We start from the raw sequence: 18,065 nt of genomic DNA, 5'->3' as shown, positions 1-18,065 counted from the left end.
ACGCAACCCAGGAGGACCACCATGACCCACTTCGGCAGCACCGGCGACGCGCGACGCGACGCCCACATCGCCCGCGACGAGCGGGCCGCCCGCGAGCAGGCGGAGGTCGACGCCATGCTCCTGGGCACCCCACCCTTCCCGCCCCGACCCCGCGACCCGGGTGCCCTCCGTCGACGAACTGGCCGAGCGCCGCGCGACCCGTGTGCTCCCGCACGGCCGCCGCCGCGGCTGGGCCGCCCTCGGCGGCACCGCCGCGACCGCCGCGCTCCTCGCGAGCCTCGGCACGGCCACCGTCACCGGCGCCTTCGACTCGCCCGCGCTCGACACCCCGACCACGGCGGCGCCCACGCAGGTCGTCCCCGCCAGCTCGACGTCGGCCACCCCGGACTGGCAGGCGGTCACCGCCGCCGTGCGGGAGTCGGTCGTCGCCATCGACGTCACGACCGCGTCCGGGCAGGGCCAGGGCTCCGGCGTCGTCATCGACGACGAGGGGCACGTCCTCACCAACAGCCACGTCGTCGACGGCGCTCGCGAGATCACCGTCTCGCTGGCCGACGGCCGCCTCTACGAGGCCGAGCTCGTGGGCCAGGACGAGACGACCGACCTCGCCGTCGTCCGGCTCGTCGACCCGCCGGCCGACCTCTCCCCGGCCACCCTCGGCAGCTCCGCCGACCTCGCGGTCGGCCAGGCCGTCCTCGCGGTCGGCAACCCGCTCGGGCTGGACTCGACGGCCACCACCGGCATCATCTCCGCCCTCGACCGCCCGGTCGTCACCCAGAGCCGCACGCAGTCCGTCGTGACGAACGCGATCCAGATCGACGCCGCGGTCAACCCCGGCAACTCCGGCGGCCCGCTCTTCGACGCGAAGGGGCAGGTCATCGGCATCAACAGCTCGATCGCCACGCTCTCCGGCGGCGGCGGGCAGTCCGGGAGCATCGGGCTCGGCTTCGCGATCCCGGTGGACCAGGCCGCCGACGTCGCCCAGCAGCTCGTCGAGGACGGCAGCGTCGAGCACGCCTTCCTCGGCGTCGGGCTCACCGACACGACGGCCGAGGTCGACGGCGTCACCCGCGCCGGCGCCCGGGTCGAGCAGGTCGAGGACGGATCGCCCGCCGCGGAGGCGGGCCTGCAGCGCGGCGACGTCATCACCGCGATCGACGACCGCGCCGTCGACGGCTCCGCCGCCCTCACCGGCTACGTCCGCCAGTACTCCTCCGGCGACGAGGCGACCCTCGACGTCGTCCGCGACGGCGAGCTCACCCGGGTCGAGGTCACCCTGGCGACGAGGCCCACCCCGGCACCTGACCCCCCAACGCATATGGGTGAAAATCGCGGCCGACGCTGTGCGACGGCCGCGATTTTCACCCATATGTGGTGGGGGTGGGGGCGCTCAGGTGGTGAGGGCGCTGCGCATGGGACGGAGCTTGGCCTCGGACTCGCGGACCTCGGCCGCCGGGTCGGAGGCGGCGACGATCCCGCAGCCGGCGAACAGGCGCACCGACCGCGGGCCGGTGACCTCCCCGGAGCGCAGCGCGATGCCCCACTCGCCGTCGCCGTCGGCGCCCATCCAGCCGACGGGGCCGGCGTAGCGGCCCCGGTCCATCCGCTCGGTCTCGGCGAGCACCTCGACGGCGCGCGGCGTCGGCGTCCCGCCCACCGCGGCCGTCGGGTGGAGCGCCGCCGCGAGCGCGAGGGAGCTCGGCGAGGTCTGCCGGTCGACGACGCCGGTGACGTCACTGGCCAGGTGCATGACGTTGGGCAGGTGGAGGACGAAGGGCGAGTCGGGCACGTTGAAGCTCGAGCAGTACGGCCCCAGCGCCTCGGCGACCGACTGGACCGCGAGCTCGTGCTCGCCCAGGTCCTTGGATGAGCGGGCGAGCTCGGCCGCGTGGCGCAGGTCCGCGGCGTCGTCGCCGGTGCGCTGGATCGTCCCGGCGAGGACCCGGCAGGCCACGAGGCCCTGGTCGCGCCGCACGAGGAGCTCGGGGGTCGCGCCCACGAGCCCGTCGACGGCGAAGGTCCAGCACGTCGGGTACTGGTCGGCGAGGTTGCGCAGGAGGTGGCGGACGTCGACGTCGGCGCTCGTGCGGGCGACGACGTCGCGGGCCATGACGACCTTCTCCACCGTGCCGGCGCGGATCGCGTCGACGACCTCGGCCACCGCGTCCTGCCACTGCGCGCTCGTGAGGGCGCCGTCGGTGAAGGTGACCTCGCCGGGCGCGGTGACGGGCACGACGTCGCCGCGGCTGTGGGCGAGCGAGGGGTTCGGTCCCAGGCCGGCCGGGCCGACGACGGTGAGCCAGCTGCGGCCCTCGCGGCGGCCGACGACGACGCGCGGGACGACGAGCGTGCCGCCCGCCTGCGAGCGGCGGGAGAAGGCGAAGGAGCCGAAGGCGACCGGTCCGGTGCCCGGCACGCCGACGGAGTCGCGCACGACCATCGCGTCGGCCGTCCGGCGCCACCACGCGTCGGCGTCGATCATCCGGGTCGCGCCGGAGGTGTCCACGCGGGCGGCCACGCCCCAGCCGACGAGCCCGTCGCCGCGGCGCACCCAGCTCGCCGTCGTCGTGACGTCCGGGCGGGGGAGGAGGTCGAGGAGGTCGCCGGGGTCCTCGATGGGGACCGTCCGGGCGAGCAGGGGGACGGGCGCCGGGTCCCCGGCGGGTGCGGACGACATCGCGGCTGCCCTCAGCGGGTCGCGCGGTGGAGCGCGACGATGCCGCCGGAGAGGTTGCGGTAGCCCACCGAGCGCCAGCCAGCGCCCTCCACGAGGGCGGCCAGGCCGCGCTGGTCGGGCCAGTCGGTGATCGACTCGGCGAGGTAGCCGTAGGCGTCGGTGTTGGAGGACACCAGTCGCGCGACCCGGGGGAGCACCTGGGTGAGGTAGAAGCTGTACAGCACGCGGAAGGGCGCGAAGGTGGGCCGGGAGAACTCGCAGATCACCAGGCGTCCGCCGGGGCGCGTCACGCGCCGCATCTCCCGCAGCGCGAGGTCGGTGTCGACGACGTTGCGCAGGCCGAAGGAGATCGTCACGACGTCGAAGGACTCGTCGGCGAAGGGCAGCCTCGTCGCGTCACCCGCGACGAAGCTGAGGTCGGGACGGCGGCGCTTGCCCACCCCGACCATGCCGGTGGAGAAGTCGCAGGGGACGACGGCGACGCCGGCGTCCGCGTAGGCCTCGCTGGAGGTGCCGGTGCCGGCCGCGAGGTCCAGGACCCGCATGCCCGGCTCGGCCGCGACCGCGCGCCGGGTGGCCACGCGCCACGCGCGGTCCTGCCACAGGGAGAGGATGTCGTTCGTCACGTCGTAGCGCTTGGCCACGGCGTCGAACATCCTCGCCACCTCACGCGGCTGCTTGTCCAGGTCGGCTCGACTCATGAGGGCATTGTCCCAGGACGCGCCCCCCGCGCCTGGTTAGGTCACCCTAAGCGGTTCGCGCGTCGCGAACTTTGTAGACTGCTGTTGCATCACCGCGCCGTTCTGGACGTCGGTGGGCACCATGACGAACCAGGAGAGGTGACGTGCGCGCAGCCCACGATGACGCCGACGTCATCGTTGTCGGTGCAGGTCCCGCCGGATCGGCCACCGCGCACTACCTCGCCCAGACCGGCCTGGACGTCCTCCTCCTCGAGAAGGCGACCTTCCCGCGCGACAAGATCTGCGGTGACGGCCTCACCCCGCGCGCCGTCGCCGAGCTCATCCGCATGGGCGTGCCCACCGAGGAGTCCGACGGCTGGATCCGGAACTGGGGGCTGCGCACCTACGGCGGCGGCCACCGCATCGAGATCCCCTGGCCCGAGCTCGCCGAGATGCCGTCCTACGGCCTGGCCCGCTCGCGGATGAACCTCGACGAGACCCTCGCCCGGCACGCCGCCGGCAGCGGTGCGCGGCTGCTCGAGGGCGTGGCCGTCACCGGCCCGGTGCGCCACGAGCGCTCGGGCCGCATCCTCGGCGTCACCACCCGCTCGGTGGACGCCAAGGGCCGGCGGACGGGTGAGGAGCGCACCTACCGTGCCCGCATCGTCGTCGACGCCGGCGGCGTCTCCGCGCGCCTGGCCACGACGATGGGCATCGAGAAGAACGACAACCGCCCCATGGGCGTCGCGATCCGCACCTACTTCAGGAGCCCGCGCCACGACGACCCGATGATGGAGTCGCACCTGGAGCTGTGGGACGGGGAGCCTGGCCGCTCGAACCTCATGCCGGGCTACGGTTGGATCTTCGCCCTCGGCGACGGCACGGTCAACGTCGGCCTGGGCTCGCTCAGCTCCACCGCCAAGCCCACGAAGCTCGACTACAAGGGCCTGTTCGCGACGTGGATGCGCAACGCGCCCGCCGAGTGGGAGTTCACGCCCGAGAACCAGGTGGGCGAGCTGCGCAGCGCCGCCCTGCCGATGGCCTTCAACCGCAAGCCCCACTACTCCCAGGGGATGCTGCTCGTCGGTGACTCCGGCGGCATGGTCTCGCCCTTCAACGGCGAGGGCATCGCCTACGCGATGCAGTCCGGCCGGATCGCCGCCGACGTCGTCTCCCAGGCCCTCGCCCGGACCACGCCCTACGCGATGGAGAAGGCGCTGCGGACCTACCCCGCGATCCTCGCCGACGAGCTCGGCGGCTACTTCACGATGGGCCAGGTCTTCGCCCGCCTCATCGAGCGGCCGGAGATCATGCGCGCCTGCGTGAAGTACGGTCTCCCACGGCCCGTCCTCATGCGCTTCGTCATGAAGCTCCTGTCCGACGGCTTCGACCGCCGCGACGGGGACTGGATGGATAGGCTCATCGCGGCACTGAGCAGGGCGGTGCCCGCATCGTGAGGCAGCGAGACGGACACCCGAGCAGCCGGAGGGCCACGCCCACCGCGCACCGAGCAACCACGGAGGCACGATGAACCCCTTCGTCCCCATCCTCGTCATGGCGGCGGCAGCTGCCGCACTGGCGATCGGCGGCCTCGCGGCGAGCGCGGTCATCGGGCCCAAGCGCTACAACCGGGTCAAGGTCGCGAACTACGAGTGCGGTGTGGAGGCCACCCCGCGCGCCACGGGCGCCGGCCGCTTCCCCATCAAGTACTACCTCGTGGCCATGACCTTCATCGTCTTCGACGTCGAGGTCATCTTCCTCGTGCCGTGGGCCATCGCCTTCAGTGAGCTGGCCGCCTTCGGCCTCATCGCCGCGCTCGCTTTCATCGCCATCATCACCGTGCCTTTCGCCTACGAGTGGCGGCGCGGCGCCCTTGAGTGGGACTGAGGAGGACAACATGGGTCTGGAAGAGAAGCTCCCAGCGGGGTTCATGCTCACGACCGTGGAGAAGGCCGTCGGGCTGGCCCGCAAGGGCTCGATGTGGCCGGTCACCATGGGCCTGGCGTGCTGCGCCATCGAGATGATGGCCGCGGGCACCCCGCGCTTCGACATCTCCCGCTTCGGCATGGAGGTCTTCCGCGCGTCCCCGCGTCACGCCGACCTCATGATCGTCTCGGGCCGCGTGAGCCAGAAGATGGCGCCCGTCGTCCGGCAGATCTACGACCAGATGGCCGACCCGAAGTGGGTCATCTCGATGGGCGTGTGCGCCTCCAGCGGCGGCATGTTCAACAACTACGCGATCATCCAGGGCGTCGACCACCTCGTGCCCGTGGACATCTACCTGCCCGGCTGCCCGCCGCGGCCGGAGATGCTCATCAACGCGATCATGGCGCTGCACGACCAGGTCAAGCACGAGCCTCTCGGTGCCAACCGTGAGGCCGTGGCCCGTGCGGCGGAGGAGGCGGCGCTGGCCGCCACCCCCACCCACCAGATGAAGGGGCTGCTGGCGTGAGTGAGCGCGAGGACGAGAAGACGTCCGCCGCCGACGTCGTCAAGCCGGGCACCGGCGAGACGGGCGCGCAGTCGACGACCGAGGCGGCCCTCGAGGCCGCCGGGCAGAACATCCCCGCCGGCCCGGTCGGCGGGCGCCGCGAGCTGGAGGTCGTCGACGTCCGCCGCGGCATGTTCGGTGTCCACGGCAGCGGTGACACCTCCGGCTTCGGTGGCCTCGTCGCCACCGTCGCGATGCCGCCGGCCGCCGAGCGGCCCTACGGCAGCTGGTTCGACGAGGTCGTCGACATCCTCGTCGAGCTCCTCGAGGCCGACGGCGTCGACCCCGACAGCGCGATCGAGAAGGTCGTCGTCGACCGCGGCGAGCTGACGATCTTCCTCGCCCGCGAGCACCTGCGCCGCGTGGCGCAGTGGCTGCGCGACGACCAGGACCTGCGCTTCGAGCTGTGCATGGGCGTCTCCGGCGTGCACTTCCCGGCCGACGTCGACCGCGAGCTCCACGCCGTCTACCACCTCATCTCCCTCACCCACGGCCGCCAGCTGCGCCTGGAGGTCGCCGTCGCCGACGCCGACCCCCACGTGCCGACGATCGTCGACATCTACCCCGGCAACGACTGGCACGAGCGGGAGACCTGGGACCTCATGGGGATCGTCTTCGACGGTCACCCCTCCCTCGCGCGCACCGCGATGCCCGACGACTGGGTCGGTCACCCGCAGCGCAAGGACTACCCGCTGGGCGGGATCCCGGTCGAGTACAAGGGCGGGACGATCCCGCCGCCCGACACCCGGAGGTCTTACAGCTGATGGCCGAGCACACGAACCTGCACGCCACCGGGCCTGCGCTCGACTCGCAGACCGGCCCCGAGTTCACCGCCGACGGCGGTGACTGGGCGGCCATCGCCGCCGAGGCCGAGCGCCTGGGCGAGGAGCGCATCGTCGTCAACATGGGCCCGGTGCACCCCTCGACCCACGGCGTGCTGCGCCTCATCCTCGACATCGAGGGCGAGACCGTCAACGAGCTGCGCGTCGGTACCGGCTACCTGCACACCGGTATCGAGAAGAACATGGAGTACCGCAACTGGACCCAGGGCGTGACGTTCTGCACCCGCATGGACTACGTCGCCCCGCTGTTCCAGGAGGCCGCTTACTGCCTCGGCGTGGAGAAGCTCCTCGGCATCACCGACGAGATCCCGGCGCGCGCGACCCTCATCCGGGTCCTCGTCATGGAGCTCAACCGCATCGCCTCGCACATCGTCGCGATCGCCACGGCCGGTAACGAGCTGGGCGCCACGACGATGATGACGATTGGCTTCCGCGGCCGCGAGGAGATCCTGCGGATCCTCGAGCACATCACCGGCCTGCGGATGAACCACGCCTACATCCGCCCCGGCGGCGTGGCGCAGGACATCCCGGCCGACACGATCGAGATGGTCCGCGAGCTGCTCCCCAAGGTGCGCCGCGACATCGGTGAGCTCCAGGACCTCACGATGGCCAACCCCATCTACAAGCTGCGCCACGAGGACGTCGGCCACATCTCGCTCGCCGCCGGCCTGGCCCTCGGGCTCACCGGCCCCGCGCTGCGGGCCTCGGGCTACCCGCTCGACATGCGCCGCATCGCGCCGTACTGCGGGTACGAGACCTACGACTTCGACGTCATCACCGACGACAGCTGCGACGCTTTCGGGCGGGTCAAGGTCCGCTGGGCCGAGTGCTACGAGTCGATGAAGATCATCGACCAGGTCCTCGAGCGCCTCGAGGCCACGCCCGGGCCGGTCATGGTCGCGGACAAGAAGGTCGCCTGGCCCGCGCAGCTGTCGATCGGCAGCGACGGCCAGGGCAACTCCCTGGACCACATCCGCGAGATCATGGGCACCTCGATGGAGTCGCTCATCCACCACTTCAAGCTCGTCACCGAGGGCTTCCGGGTCCCGGCCGGGCAGGTGTACCAGACGATCGAGCACCCGCGCGGCGTCCTGGGCGTCCACCTCGTCTCCGACGGCGGCACGCGGCCCTACCGGGCCCACTTCCGTGACCCGTCCTTCTCCAACCTCCAGTCGACGTCGATCATGAGCGAGGGTGGCCAGCTGGCCGACGTCGTCGTCACGCTGGCCTCGATCGACCCTGTCCTGGGAGGGGTGGACCGCTGATGAGCGTCGTCACCACGTACGCACCCGAGGTGGAGGAGCGGCTGCGCGGCGAGGCCGGGCAGATCATCTCCCGCTACCCGCAGGCACGCTCGGCCCTGCTGCCGATGCTGCACCTCGTCCAGTCCGAGGACGGCTACGTCAGCGCCCGCGGCATCGCGCTGTGCGCCGAGCTCCTCGGCCTCACCCGCGCCGAGGTCTCCGCCGTCGCGACCTTCTACACCCAGTACAAGCGCCACCCCAACGGCCAGTACACGGTCGGGGTGTGCACGAACGCGCTGTGCGCCGTCATGGGCGGCGACATCATCTACGACACGGTCTCCGAGCACCTGGGCATCGGCCACGACGAGACCACCGAGGACGGCGTCATCACCCTCGAGCAGGTCGAGTGCAACGCGGCCTGCGACTACGCGCCCGTCGTCGTCGTCAACTGGGAGTTCTTCGACAACCAGACCCCGACGACGGCCATCGAGCTCGTCGACGAGCTGCGGGCCGGCCGTCCGGTCACCCCCACGCGCGGGGCGGCGACCGTCGGCACCTTCAAGGAGATCTCCCACGTCCTCGCCGGCTTCGAGGACGGCCGCGCGGACGAGGGCGTGGGCGCCGGTCCGGCGACCCTCGCCGGGCTGCAGCTGGCCCGCGAGCGCGGCTGGACCGCCCCCGCGACCGACGAGGCCCGAGGCGGCGGCCCCGTCGAGGGCGGGACCGTCCCCAACCCCTACGGCAGCGCCGAGCGCCCGCCGACCACCCCTGACGACACCGACCCGGCGGGCAAGCGTGGCCCGGCCGGCGAGGGCGCCACGGCCGAGGAGGGCAAGCAGTGAGCCAGACGCAGCTGACTCCGATCCTGTCGGACATCTGGGACGCCGAGCGCTCCTGGAGCCTGGACACCTACCGCTCCCGCGGCGGCTACCAGGCCCTGGCCACGGCCATGGACATGGCCCCGGGCGACGTCGTCGAGACCGTCAAGGGCTCCGGCCTGCGCGGCCGCGGCGGCGCCGGCTTCCCCACCGGCCTCAAGTGGTCCTTCCTCCCGGCTCCCGACGGCGGTCCCCGCTACCTCGTCGTCAACGCCGACGAGTCCGAGCCGGGCGCCTGCAAGGACGTCCCGCTCATGATGGCCAACCCGCACGCCCTCATCGAGGGCGTGGCGATCACGTCCTACGCCATCGGCGGCAACCACGCCTTCATCTACCTTCGCGGCGAGGTCGTCCACGTCTACCGCCGCCTCCTGGCCGCGGTCCGCGAGGCCCGCGAGGCGGGTCTCATCGGCACGAACCTCGGCCCGAACGGTGACTACAGCCTCGAGATCACCGTCCACGCCGGCGCCGGCGCCTACATCTGCGGTGAGGAGACGGCGCTGCTCGACTCCCTCGAGGGCCGTCGCGGCCAGCCGCGCCTCAAGCCGCCGTTCCCGGCGGTCGCGGGCCTCTACGCCCGCCCGACGGTCGTCAACAACGTCGAGTCGATCGCCTCGGTCCCCGGCATCCTGCGCGGCGGCACCGACTGGTTCTCCTCGATGGGCACCGAGAAGTCCGCCGGTCACGGCCTGTTCTCCCTGTCCGGGCACGTCGCCCGGCCCGGGCAGTACGAGGCGCCGCTCGGCATCACGATGCGCGAGCTCATCGACATGGCCGGCGGGATCCGCGCCGGGCACCGGCTGAAGTTCTGGACCCCCGGCGGGTCCTCGAGCCCGATCCTCACCGAGGAGCACCTCGACGTCCCCCTCGACTACGAGTCCGTGGGGGCGGCCGGCTCCATGCTCGGCACCCGCTCGCTCATGGTCTTCGACGAGACGGTCTCGGTGGTCCGGGTCGTGTCCCGCTGGACGGACTTCTACCAGCACGAGTCCTGCGGCAAGTGCACCCCCTGCCGGGAGGGCACGTACTGGATGAAGCAGGTCATGCACCGGCTCGAGGCCGGCAAGGGCCTGCCCACCGACATCGACCTCCTCCTCGACGTCTCGGCGAACATCGCCGGACGCTCCTTCTGCGCGCTCGGCGACGCGTCCGCCGTCCCGATCCAGAGCGGCATCAAGCACTTCCGCTCGGAGTTCGAGGCCGGCACGCACACCGCCGCCCGCGAGCTCTTCCCGTACGAGGCCTCGGCCGTGTTCTCCGAAGTAGGTGCCCGATGACGACGACGGCTTCCACTCCCGCGACGACGGAGCAGCGCGACCTCCTCACCGTCACCATCGACGGCGTCGAGGTCGACGTCCCCAAGGGCACGCTCGTCATCCGGGCGGCCGAGCAGGTCGGCATCCAGATCCCGCGGTTCTGCGACCACCCCCTGCTCAAGCCCGCCGGCGCCTGCCGCCAGTGCCTCGTCGAGGTGTCCACCCCGGACCGTGAGGGCAACCTCCGCGCGATGCCCAAGCCGCAGACCTCGTGCACGCTCGAGGCCACCCCCGGCATGGTCGTCGCCACCCAGCACACCTCCGCCGTCGCCGACAAGGCGCAGCACGGGATGATCGAGTTCCTGCTCATCAACCACCCGCTCGACTGCCCCGTCTGCGACAAGGGTGGGGAGTGCCCGCTGCAGAACCAGGCGATGTCGAACGGCCGGGCCACCACCCGCTTCGTCGACATCAAGCGGACCTTCCCCAAGCCGCTGAAGATCTCCAGCGAGATCCTCCTCGACCGCGACCGCTGCATCCTGTGCCAGCGCTGCACCCGCTTCTCCGACCAGATCGCCGGTGACCCGTTCATCGCGCTCCAGGGCCGGGGCGGTGGCACGCCGGGCCGCGACGTCCACGCGACGCACGGCTCGCAGATCGGCACCTTCGACGCCGACGTCCTCGACTTCGCCTACGAGGGTGGCGAGGCGCAGCACGTGACGGACCGCGGCCTCAGCGGCCCCGTCGAGGGGGAGCCCGGCGTCGTCGTCGGCCTGTCCGCCGGCCCCGTCGGGGTCGCCGAGACCGACACGACCGGTCGCCCGTTCTCCTCCTACTTCTCGGGCAACACGATCCAGATCTGCCCGGTCGGTGCGCTCACCTCCGCGACGTACCGCTTCCGCGCGCGCCCCTTCGACCTCATCTCCACGGAGTCCGTCGCGGAGCACGACGCCGGTGGCTCGGCCATCCGCGTCGACCACCGCCGCGGCGTCGTCGTGCGCCGCCTCGCCGGTGACGACGCCGAGGTCAACGAGGAGTGGGTCACCGACAAGGACCGCTTCGCCTTCACCTGGCAGTCCGCCCCCGACCGCCTCGAGTACCCGCTCGTGCGGGACGAGGAGACCGGGGAGCTCGTCGAGACGAGCTGGTCCGAGGCGCTGCACCTGGCCGCCCGCGGCCTCGAGCGCGCCCGCGGGAACGGTGGCGTCGGCGTGCTGCCCGGCGGCCGCCTTACCCTCGAGGACTCCTACGCGTGGTCCCGCTTCGCGCGGACCGTGCTCGGCACCAACGACGTCGACCACCGGGCCCGCCCGTCCTCCGCCGAGGAGGCCGACTTCCTCGCGCGCCGGGTCGCCGGTGCCCCGATGGACGTCACCTTCTCCGCGCTCGAGCACGCCGGGCACGTCCTGCTCGTCGGCCTCGAGCCCGAGGAGGAGAGCGGGACGATGTTCCTGCGGCTGCGCAAGGGCGTCCTCGCCGGCACCGTCGCGGTGAGCACGGTCGCGCCCTTCGCCACGCGCGGCACGACCAAGCTGCGCGCCTCCCTGCTGCCCGCCGTCCCCGGCGCCGAGGCAGCGGTGCTCGACAGCATCACGCCCGACTCCACGGAGGTCGCCGCCGCCGCGGTGGCCACCGCGCTCACCGAGCCCGGCGCCGTCGTCCTCGTGGGCGAGCGTGCCGGTGCCCTGCCCGGCGTGCTCACCGCCGTCGAGCGTCTCGTCGACCGCACCGGCGCGCGCCTGGCCTGGGTGCCGCGCCGCGCCGGCGAGCGGGGCGCCGTCGAGGCCGGTCTGCTGCCGGGCCTGCTGCCCGGGGGACGGCACGTGTCCGACGCCGAGGCTCGCGTCGACGTCGCGGCCGCCTGGGGCGTGGACCGGCTGCCCTCCGCCGCCGGACGCGACCTCACCGCCATCCTCGAGGACACCGCGGCCGGACGCCTCGGTGGGCTCCTCGTCGGCGGCGTCGAGCTGCGCGACCTGCCCGACCCGGCCCTCGCGCGCCGCGCGCTGGCCGCGGCGGGCGTCGTCGTCCAGCTCGAGGTGCGCCGCAGCGAGGTCACCGAGCACGCCGACGTCGTCCTGCCCGTCGCCCCGCCCGTCGAGAAGGGCGGCACCTTCGTCAACTGGGAGGGACGTCGCCGGCCCTTCGGTCAGGTGCTCGTCTCCCACCAGATGGCCGACCAGCGTGTCCTGGACGCCCTCGCGGCCGAGATGGGCACGAGCCTGGGCTGCGGCACGCTCGCCGACGTCCACGCCCAGCTCACCGAGCTCGCCGGCTGGCAGCCCGCCCAGGCGCCCGTCCCCGCACCGGTCGGCGCCGCGCCGGCCCCCGCGGTGGGCGAGCACCAGGCGGTCCTGGCCACCTGGAAGCTCCAGCTCGACGCCGGCCGCGGCCAGGACGGTGAGCCGCACCTCGCGGGCACCGCCCACCGCCCCGTCCTGCGCCTCTCGGCGAGCCGTGCGGCCCGCCTCGGCGCCGTCGACGGGACCGCGGTCACCGTTCGCGGCCCGGCCGGTAGCATCACCCTGCCGCTGGCCGTCACGACGATGTCCGACGACGTCGTCTGGGTCCCGGAGAACTCCCCGGGGTCCCACGTGCACGAGATGCTCGGCGCGGGCGCCGGCTCCCTCGTCGACCTGGAGGTGACGCGATGATGTTCGCGCCCATGGTGGTCAGCGACCCCACGGCCGCCCCGACCGCCGACTTCAGCAACGACACCTGGTGGATCTGGGTGATCAAGGCGGTGGCGATCATCGTCATGCTGCTGGTCTTCGTGCTCATCGCCATCTGGGCCGAGCGCAAGGTCCTGGCGCGCATGCAGACGCGGCCCGGCCCCAACGTGCACGGCCCCATGGGTCTGCTCCAGTCGACGGCCGACGCGATGAAGCTGCTCCTCAAGGAGGACATCAACCTCAAGGGCGCCGACCGCTTCGTCTACCTGCTGGCGCCGTTCATCGCCGCGCTGTGCGCCTTCCTCATCTACGCGGTCATCCCCTTCGGGCCCGAGGTGTCGATCTTCGGGATCGAGACCCCGCTCCAGCTCGCCGACTCCTCGGTGTCGGTGCTCTACATCCTCGGCATCACCGCGCTCGGCGTGTACGGCATCGTCCTGGGCGGCTGGTCCTCCAACTCGACCTTCCCGCTGCTGGGCGCCGTGCGCTCCTCCGCGCAGGTCATCTCCTACGAGCTGGCCATGGCGCTGGCCCTCGCCTCGGTCTTCCTCGTCGCCGGCTCCGCCTCGACGTCCCAGATCGTCGAGTCCCAGACCCGCGTGTGGTGGGCGATCATCCTGCTGCCCGCCTTCCTCATCTACCTCGTGTCGATGGTCGGTGAGGTCAACCGCCTGCCCTTCGACCTGCCCGAGGCCGAGGGTGAGCTCGTCGCCGGCCACATGGTCGAGTACTCCTCGATGAAGTTCGCGTGGTTCTTCCTCGCCGAGTACATCAACATGTTTAACGTCTCCGCCGTCGCCGCGACCCTCTTCCTCGGCGGCTGGCGCGCCCCGTGGCCGCTGTCGACGATCAACGACGGCATGTTCAACCAGGGCTGGTGGCCCCCGCTGTGGCTGATCGCCAAGATCTGGCTCGTCATGTTCTTCATGTTCTGGCTGCGCGGCACGCTCCTGCGCTTCCGCTACGACCAGTTCATGAACCTCGGCTGGAAGATCCTCATCCCCGCCGCCCTCGCGTGGCTCGTCGCCGTCGCCGTCGTCCAGGGACTGCTCCAGTTCTCCGACATCGACCTGCGCACGATGCTCTTCGTCCTCGCCGGGATCTTCGTCGTCATCCTCGTCCTCACCCTCGTGTGGCCGGAGAAGAAGACGGAGCCCGACCCCGAGCAGACGGCCCCCGCGGGCGCTGACGGCGTGGTCGTCGACTCCGAGTTCGACGCCTTCGCCGGTGGCTTCCCCGTGCCGCCGATGCCGGGCCAGCAGCTCCCGCCCTCCCCGCGGCGCCGCCTCGCCGAGGCCGGCACCGCGACCCAGACCAAGTCGGCACCTGCACAGGAGGCCAGCGATGAGTAAGCGGCAGGACCACGAGCCTGGCAAGGAGAACCTGCGCAAGCAGCTTGCCAAGCCCTCCAAGCGCCGGGGGGAGGTCGGCAAGCGGCTCCCCATGGACTACCAGCCCGACAAGAAGGGCCCGGTCGGCGAGCTCCTCGCCCCCGTCGCCGGCTTCGGGGTCACCTTCTCCTCGATGTTCCGTCCCACGGTCACCGAGCAGTACCCCTTCGAGAAGGTGCCGACGCAGCCGCGCTACCACGGCCGCCACCAGCTCAACCGCTACGCGGACGGCCTGGAGAAGTGCATCGGCTGCGAGCTGTGCGCCTGGGCCTGCCCGGCGGACGCGATCCTCGTCGAGGGCGCGAACAACAGCCCCGACGCCCAGTACTCCCCCGGGGAGCGCTACGGCCGCGTCTACCAGATCAACTACCTACGCTGCATCTTCTGCGGGTACTGCATCGAGGCCTGCCCCACGCGGGCGCTGACGATGGGCAACGACTACGAGCTCACCGGCCCCACCCGCGAGGGCCTCATCTACGAGAAGCAGGACCTCCTGGCCCCGCTCATGCCCGGCATGCTCGCCCCGCCCCACCCGATGGTCGAGGACGCCGACGACGACACCTACTACCGCGGCGAGGTCACCGGACCCACCGAGGCGCAGGTCGAGTGGGTGCGCGAGAACCGTCCCGAGGACGAGAGCCTGCAGACCGCGCGTCCCGTCGAGGGGGCCCCCGCATGATCCTGCCCATGACACTGGCCGAGACCGGCGTCACGAGCACGGGGGAGGAGGTCTTCTTCTGGATCGTCGCGCCCCTCGCGGTGCTCGCGGCCCTGGGCCTGCTCTTCGCCCGCAAGGCGATGTACGCGGCCATGTGCGTTGTCTTCGTCATGATCGCGTTGGCCGGGTTCTACATCGTCCAGGAGGCGATCTTCCTCGGGGTCGCGCAGATCGTCGTCTACACCGGCGCGATCATGATGCTCTTCCTCTTCGTCCTCATGCTCGTCGGCGTCGACTCCTCCGACTCGGTCGTCGAGACGCTCAAGGGCCAGCGCTGGATCGGCTTCCTCGGGGGCGCCGGCCTCATTGCGCTCGTCGCCGCCGTCGGCCTGCGCGCCGCCCTGCCCGCCCCGCGCGGCCTCGAGGCCGCCAACGCCGACACCAACCCGGTGGGCGTGGCGCGGCTCCTCTTCTCCGACTACGTCGTGGCGATGGAGGTGGCGGGCGTCCTGCTCGTCACCGCCGCCGTGGGCGCCGTCGTCCTCACGCGTGCCGAGCGGCTGCGCCAGAAGCGCACCCAGCGGGACGTCGCCGAGGCCAAGATGGCCGCCTACGCCGCGGAGGGCGGGCGCATCCGCAGCCTGCCGGCCCCCGGTGTCTACGCGCGGCACAACGCCGCCGACGTCCCCGCCCTCGGCGCGGACGGCAAGCCGATCGACGAGTCCGTGCCCCGGGTGCTGCGCATCCGTGGCCAGCAGCGCAGCATCGCCTCGGTCAGCCCCGAGCTCGCCGCGCAGCTCGCGACGTCCACCAGCTCCCACCCCGGCGACATGGGCGCGCGCAGCGTCACCCAGTCCGGCATGCCGGGGATGCCCGGCACTACGCCCGCGCCGGGGACCGAGACCGTGGACGGCGAGGTGCCCACGAGCCAGAGCACCGAGGACACCGACACGAAGCGTGCCCACGCGTCGGACCAGCAGGAGGAGCAGCGATGAGCCTGGTCAACTACCTGGTCCTGTCCGGGATCCTCTTCTCCATCGGGGCGGTCGCGGTGCTGCTGCGGCGCAACAGCATCATCGCCCTCATGGGGGTCGAGCTCATGCTCAACGCCGCGAACCTCACGCTCATCACCTTCGCCCGGTGGCACGGCAACCTGCACGGTGAGGTCTTCGCCTTCTTCGTCATGCTCGTCGCCGCCGCCGAGGTCGTCATCGGCCTGGCGATCGTCGTCTCCATCTTCCGAACCCGCCGGTCGGCGTCCATCGACGACGTCAACCTGCTCAAGAACTGACGGGGAGCAACGTGCACATGCTGGGAACTCCGGCACTGACCGTGCCCACTGACGTGGTGGACGCCGCCGCGGCAGGCGGCGCGGCCTCCTACGCGTGGCTCATGGTCGCGCTGCCGCTCGCCGGTGCCGCCGTGCTGCTGCTCGCCGGCCGCCGCTCCAACGGCTGGGGCCACTGGCTGGGCGTGCTCGCCTCGGCCGGCTCCTTCGTCGTCGGGCTCCTCGTCGTCCTCCAGATGTTCGGGCTCGACCCCGAGCAGCGGGTCATGGGGCTGCACCTGTTCACCTGGCTGCCCGCCGGTGACCTCACGGTGGACGCGGGGCTGCGCATCGACCCGCTGTCGATGACCTTCGTCCTCCTCGTCACCTTCGTGGGCACGCTGATCCACGTGTACTCGGTGGCCTACATGGAGCACGACCTCGACCGCCGCCGGTTCTTCGCCTACCTCAACCTCTTCGTCGCGGCGATGCTCCTGCTCGTCCTCGCCGACTCCTACGTGCTCCTCTTCGTCGGCTGGGAGGGCGTGGGCCTGGCCTCCTACCTCCTCATCGGCTTCTGGAACTTCCGCACGGAGTACGCGGTGGCCGCCAAGAAGGCCTTCGTCATGAACCGCGTCGGCGACGTCGGCCTGCTCCTCGCGATGATGATGATGTTCGCCGCCTTCGGCACCGTCGAGTTCGAGGGCGTCTTCGCGGGCGCGCAGGGTGCCAGCACGACGATCCTCACGATCACCGGGCTGTTCCTCCTGCTCGCCGCATGCGGCAAGTCCGCCCAGTTCCCGCTGCAGGCCTGGCTGGGCGACGCGATGGCCGGCCCCACGCCGGTGTCCGCGCTCATCCACGCCGCGACCATGGTGACGGCGGGCGTCTACCTCATCGTCCGCTCCGCGCCGGTCTTCGACGGTGCGCCCACCGCGCAGCTCGTCGTCGTCATCGTCGGTGCGATCACCCTGGTCTTCGGGGCGGTCGTCGGTGCGGCCAAGGACGACATCAAGAAGGTGCTCGCCGCCTCGACGATGTCCCAGATCGGCTACATGATGCTCGCCGCGGGCCTGGGCCCGGTCGGCTACGCCTTCGCGATCTTCCACCTCGTCACCCACGGCTTCTTCAAGGCCGGGATGTTCCTCGGGGCCGGCTCGGTCATGCACGGCATGGACGACCAGGTCGACATGCGCCGCTTCGGCGGTCTCGGCAAGCACATGAAGATCACCTGGCTGACCTTCGGTGCCGGCTGGCTGGCCATCATCGGCTTCCCGGGCCTGTCCGGCTTCTGGAGCAAGGACCTCATCATCGAGGCGGCCTTCGTCGGTGAGGGCTGGCGCCCGTGGGTCTTCGGCACGGTCACCCTCCTCGCCGCCGGGCTCACCGCCTTCTACATGTCGCGCCTGTTCTTCATGACCTTCCACGGCAAGGAGCGCTGGGCGCCCACCCGCGAGGGCAAGCAGCAGCACCCGCACGAGTCCCCGCTGCTCATGACGGTGCCGATGGTCATCCTCGCCGTCGGCTCGGTCGGCCTCGGTGCCGTGCTCGCCGCCGGCGACGGCTTCGTCACCTGGCTCGAGCCCGTCACCGGGCACGCCGAGCACCACGAGCCCGTGCTGCCCATCCCGGCCATCATGGCCGCGACGGTCGTCCTCATGGCGATCGGCGTCTTCCTCGCGTGGCGCCAGTACGCCGCGTCCACCGTCCCGGTCGAGGCCCCCCGCGGCTCGGTGCTCACCCGCGCCGCCCGCCGCGACCTCTACCAGGACGCCGTCAACGAAGGAGTGTTCATGCGCCCGGGGCAGTACCTCACCCGCGCCCTCGTCTACGGGGACTCCGCCGTGGTCGACGGCGCGGTCATGGGCCTGGCCCGTGGCACCGCCGGGACCGGCGGGTGGCTGCGCCGCCTGCAGACCGGCTACATCCGCTCCTACGCCGCGATCATGCTCGTCGGTGTCGTAGCCGCCCTTGCCGTCGTCCTGGCCTCGCGCGGCTGAGCTGGAGGA

General features: G+C 71.9%; 15 protein-coding genes and 1 pseudogene. 14 read left to right on the top strand and 2 right to left on the bottom strand.

All coding sequences use genetic code 11. The features are described 5' to 3' along the window. Positions 1-160 precede the first annotated feature (160 nt). Positions 161-1,219 (top strand): annotated as a pseudogene (locus tag ACWPXV_RS15925) (S1C family serine protease); the annotation flags it as partial. Positions 1,220-1,390: 171 nt separating this feature from the next. Here the strand turns inward: ACWPXV_RS15925 and ACWPXV_RS15920 are convergent. After that, positions 1,391-2,677, bottom strand: a complete 1,287-nt coding sequence (locus ACWPXV_RS15920) for an isochorismate synthase (protein ID WP_454086130.1) — start codon at positions 2,675-2,677, stop codon at positions 1,391-1,393. Between the two features lie 11 nt (positions 2,678-2,688). Then, positions 2,689-3,378: a demethylmenaquinone methyltransferase gene (locus tag ACWPXV_RS15915; RefSeq protein WP_454086129.1), complete on the bottom strand. Its 690-nt coding sequence runs from the start codon at positions 3,376-3,378 to the stop codon at positions 2,689-2,691. Positions 3,379-3,521: 143 nt separating this feature from the next. Here ACWPXV_RS15915 and ACWPXV_RS15910 point away from each other — a divergent pair, with 143 nt between their 5' ends. The 13 genes from ACWPXV_RS15910 (at position 3,522) to nuoL (ending at position 18,056) form a co-directional block, all read left to right on the top strand. Beyond that, entirely contained in the window at positions 3,522-4,814 is a 1,293-nt protein-coding gene (locus tag ACWPXV_RS15910) for a geranylgeranyl reductase family protein (protein WP_454086128.1), read from the top strand. A 70-nt stretch (positions 4,815-4,884) separates the two neighbouring features. After that, a complete protein-coding gene (locus ACWPXV_RS15905) occupies positions 4,885-5,244 on the top strand; it encodes an NADH-quinone oxidoreductase subunit A (protein ID WP_454086127.1) in 360 nt (119 codons plus the stop codon). Positions 5,245-5,254: 10 nt separating this feature from the next. After that, on the top strand, positions 5,255-5,809 hold the full coding sequence (locus ACWPXV_RS15900; RefSeq protein WP_251304085.1) for a NuoB/complex I 20 kDa subunit family protein: 555 nt from the start codon (positions 5,255-5,257) through the stop codon (positions 5,807-5,809). Continuing rightward, positions 5,806-6,612 (top strand): NADH-quinone oxidoreductase subunit C, encoded by an 807-nt coding sequence (locus ACWPXV_RS15895; RefSeq protein WP_454086126.1) that lies wholly within the window; start codon positions 5,806-5,808, stop codon positions 6,610-6,612. The genes ACWPXV_RS15900 and ACWPXV_RS15895 overlap by 4 nt, the downstream gene beginning before the upstream one ends. Then, a complete protein-coding gene (locus ACWPXV_RS15890; protein ID WP_454086125.1) occupies positions 6,612-7,955 on the top strand; it encodes an NADH-quinone oxidoreductase subunit D in 1,344 nt (447 codons plus the stop codon). Before ACWPXV_RS15895 ends, ACWPXV_RS15890 begins: the two co-directional genes overlap by 1 nt. After that, positions 7,955-8,776 carry an NADH-quinone oxidoreductase subunit NuoE gene (gene nuoE / locus ACWPXV_RS15885; RefSeq protein ID WP_454086124.1) on the top strand — a complete coding sequence of 274 codons (822 nt, stop codon included), beginning with the start codon at positions 7,955-7,957 and terminating at the stop codon, positions 8,774-8,776. The genes ACWPXV_RS15890 and nuoE overlap by 1 nt, the downstream gene beginning before the upstream one ends. Beyond that, positions 8,773-10,089 (top strand): NADH-quinone oxidoreductase subunit NuoF, encoded by a 1,317-nt coding sequence (gene nuoF, locus ACWPXV_RS15880; protein ID WP_454086123.1) that lies wholly within the window; start codon positions 8,773-8,775, stop codon positions 10,087-10,089. Before nuoE ends, nuoF begins: the two co-directional genes overlap by 4 nt. Further along, complete coding sequence (locus tag ACWPXV_RS15875; protein WP_454086122.1) at positions 10,086-12,722, top strand: NADH-quinone oxidoreductase subunit G; 2,637 nt, start codon at positions 10,086-10,088, stop codon at positions 12,720-12,722. Before nuoF ends, ACWPXV_RS15875 begins: the two co-directional genes overlap by 4 nt. Next, the gene (gene nuoH / locus ACWPXV_RS15870; protein WP_454086143.1) at positions 12,722-14,092 is read left to right on the top strand and encodes an NADH-quinone oxidoreductase subunit NuoH; all 1,371 of its coding nucleotides are present in this window, start codon (positions 12,722-12,724) and stop codon (positions 14,090-14,092) included. The genes ACWPXV_RS15875 and nuoH overlap by 1 nt, the downstream gene beginning before the upstream one ends. A gap of 91 nt (positions 14,093-14,183) precedes the next feature. Beyond that, complete coding sequence (nuoI, locus tag ACWPXV_RS15865) at positions 14,184-14,810, top strand: NADH-quinone oxidoreductase subunit NuoI (RefSeq protein ID WP_251839008.1); 627 nt, start codon at positions 14,184-14,186, stop codon at positions 14,808-14,810. A gap of 8 nt (positions 14,811-14,818) precedes the next feature. After that, positions 14,819-15,784 (top strand): NADH-quinone oxidoreductase subunit J, encoded by a 966-nt coding sequence (locus ACWPXV_RS15860; protein WP_454086121.1) that lies wholly within the window; start codon positions 14,819-14,821, stop codon positions 15,782-15,784. Beyond that, positions 15,781-16,080 (top strand): NADH-quinone oxidoreductase subunit NuoK, encoded by a 300-nt coding sequence (gene nuoK, locus ACWPXV_RS15855; protein ID WP_251304077.1) that lies wholly within the window; start codon positions 15,781-15,783, stop codon positions 16,078-16,080. Before ACWPXV_RS15860 ends, nuoK begins: the two co-directional genes overlap by 4 nt. A 17-nt stretch (positions 16,081-16,097) precedes the next feature. Next, positions 16,098-18,056: an NADH-quinone oxidoreductase subunit L gene (nuoL, locus tag ACWPXV_RS15850; RefSeq protein ID WP_454086120.1), complete on the top strand. Its 1,959-nt coding sequence runs from the start codon at positions 16,098-16,100 to the stop codon at positions 18,054-18,056. Positions 18,057-18,065 lie beyond the last annotated feature (9 nt).

The sequence above is a fragment of the Georgenia sp. Marseille-Q6866 genome (genome assembly GCF_965111665.1).
Note: the sequence above shows the minus strand (reverse complement) of the source record. Positions and strands in the feature narration are given on the sequence as shown.

What these genes read in the sequence shown, in the direction of transcription:
- ACWPXV_RS15920 (WP_454086130.1), bottom strand. Translation starts at nt 2,677, where the DNA reads ATGTCGTCCGCACCCGCCGGGGACCCGGCGCCCGTCCCCCTGCTCGCC.
- ACWPXV_RS15915 (WP_454086129.1), bottom strand. Translation starts at nt 3,378, where the DNA reads ATGAGTCGAGCCGACCTGGACAAGCAGCCGCGTGAGGTGGCGAGGATG.
- ACWPXV_RS15905 (WP_454086127.1), top strand. Translation starts at nt 4,885, where the DNA reads ATGAACCCCTTCGTCCCCATCCTCGTCATGGCGGCGGCAGCTGCCGCA.
- ACWPXV_RS15900 (WP_251304085.1), top strand. Translation starts at nt 5,255, where the DNA reads ATGGGTCTGGAAGAGAAGCTCCCAGCGGGGTTCATGCTCACGACCGTG.
- ACWPXV_RS15890 (WP_454086125.1), top strand. Translation starts at nt 6,612, where the DNA reads ATGGCCGAGCACACGAACCTGCACGCCACCGGGCCTGCGCTCGACTCG.
- nuoE (WP_454086124.1), top strand. Translation starts at nt 7,955, where the DNA reads ATGAGCGTCGTCACCACGTACGCACCCGAGGTGGAGGAGCGGCTGCGC.
- ACWPXV_RS15875 (WP_454086122.1), top strand. Translation starts at nt 10,086, where the DNA reads ATGACGACGACGGCTTCCACTCCCGCGACGACGGAGCAGCGCGACCTC.
- nuoH (WP_454086143.1), top strand. Translation starts at nt 12,722, where the DNA reads ATGTTCGCGCCCATGGTGGTCAGCGACCCCACGGCCGCCCCGACCGCC.
- nuoI (WP_251839008.1), top strand. Translation starts at nt 14,184, where the DNA reads ATGGACTACCAGCCCGACAAGAAGGGCCCGGTCGGCGAGCTCCTCGCC.
- ACWPXV_RS15860 (WP_454086121.1), top strand. Translation starts at nt 14,819, where the DNA reads ATGACACTGGCCGAGACCGGCGTCACGAGCACGGGGGAGGAGGTCTTC.
- nuoK (WP_251304077.1), top strand. Translation starts at nt 15,781, where the DNA reads ATGAGCCTGGTCAACTACCTGGTCCTGTCCGGGATCCTCTTCTCCATC.
- nuoL (WP_454086120.1), top strand. Translation starts at nt 16,098, where the DNA reads ATGCTGGGAACTCCGGCACTGACCGTGCCCACTGACGTGGTGGACGCC.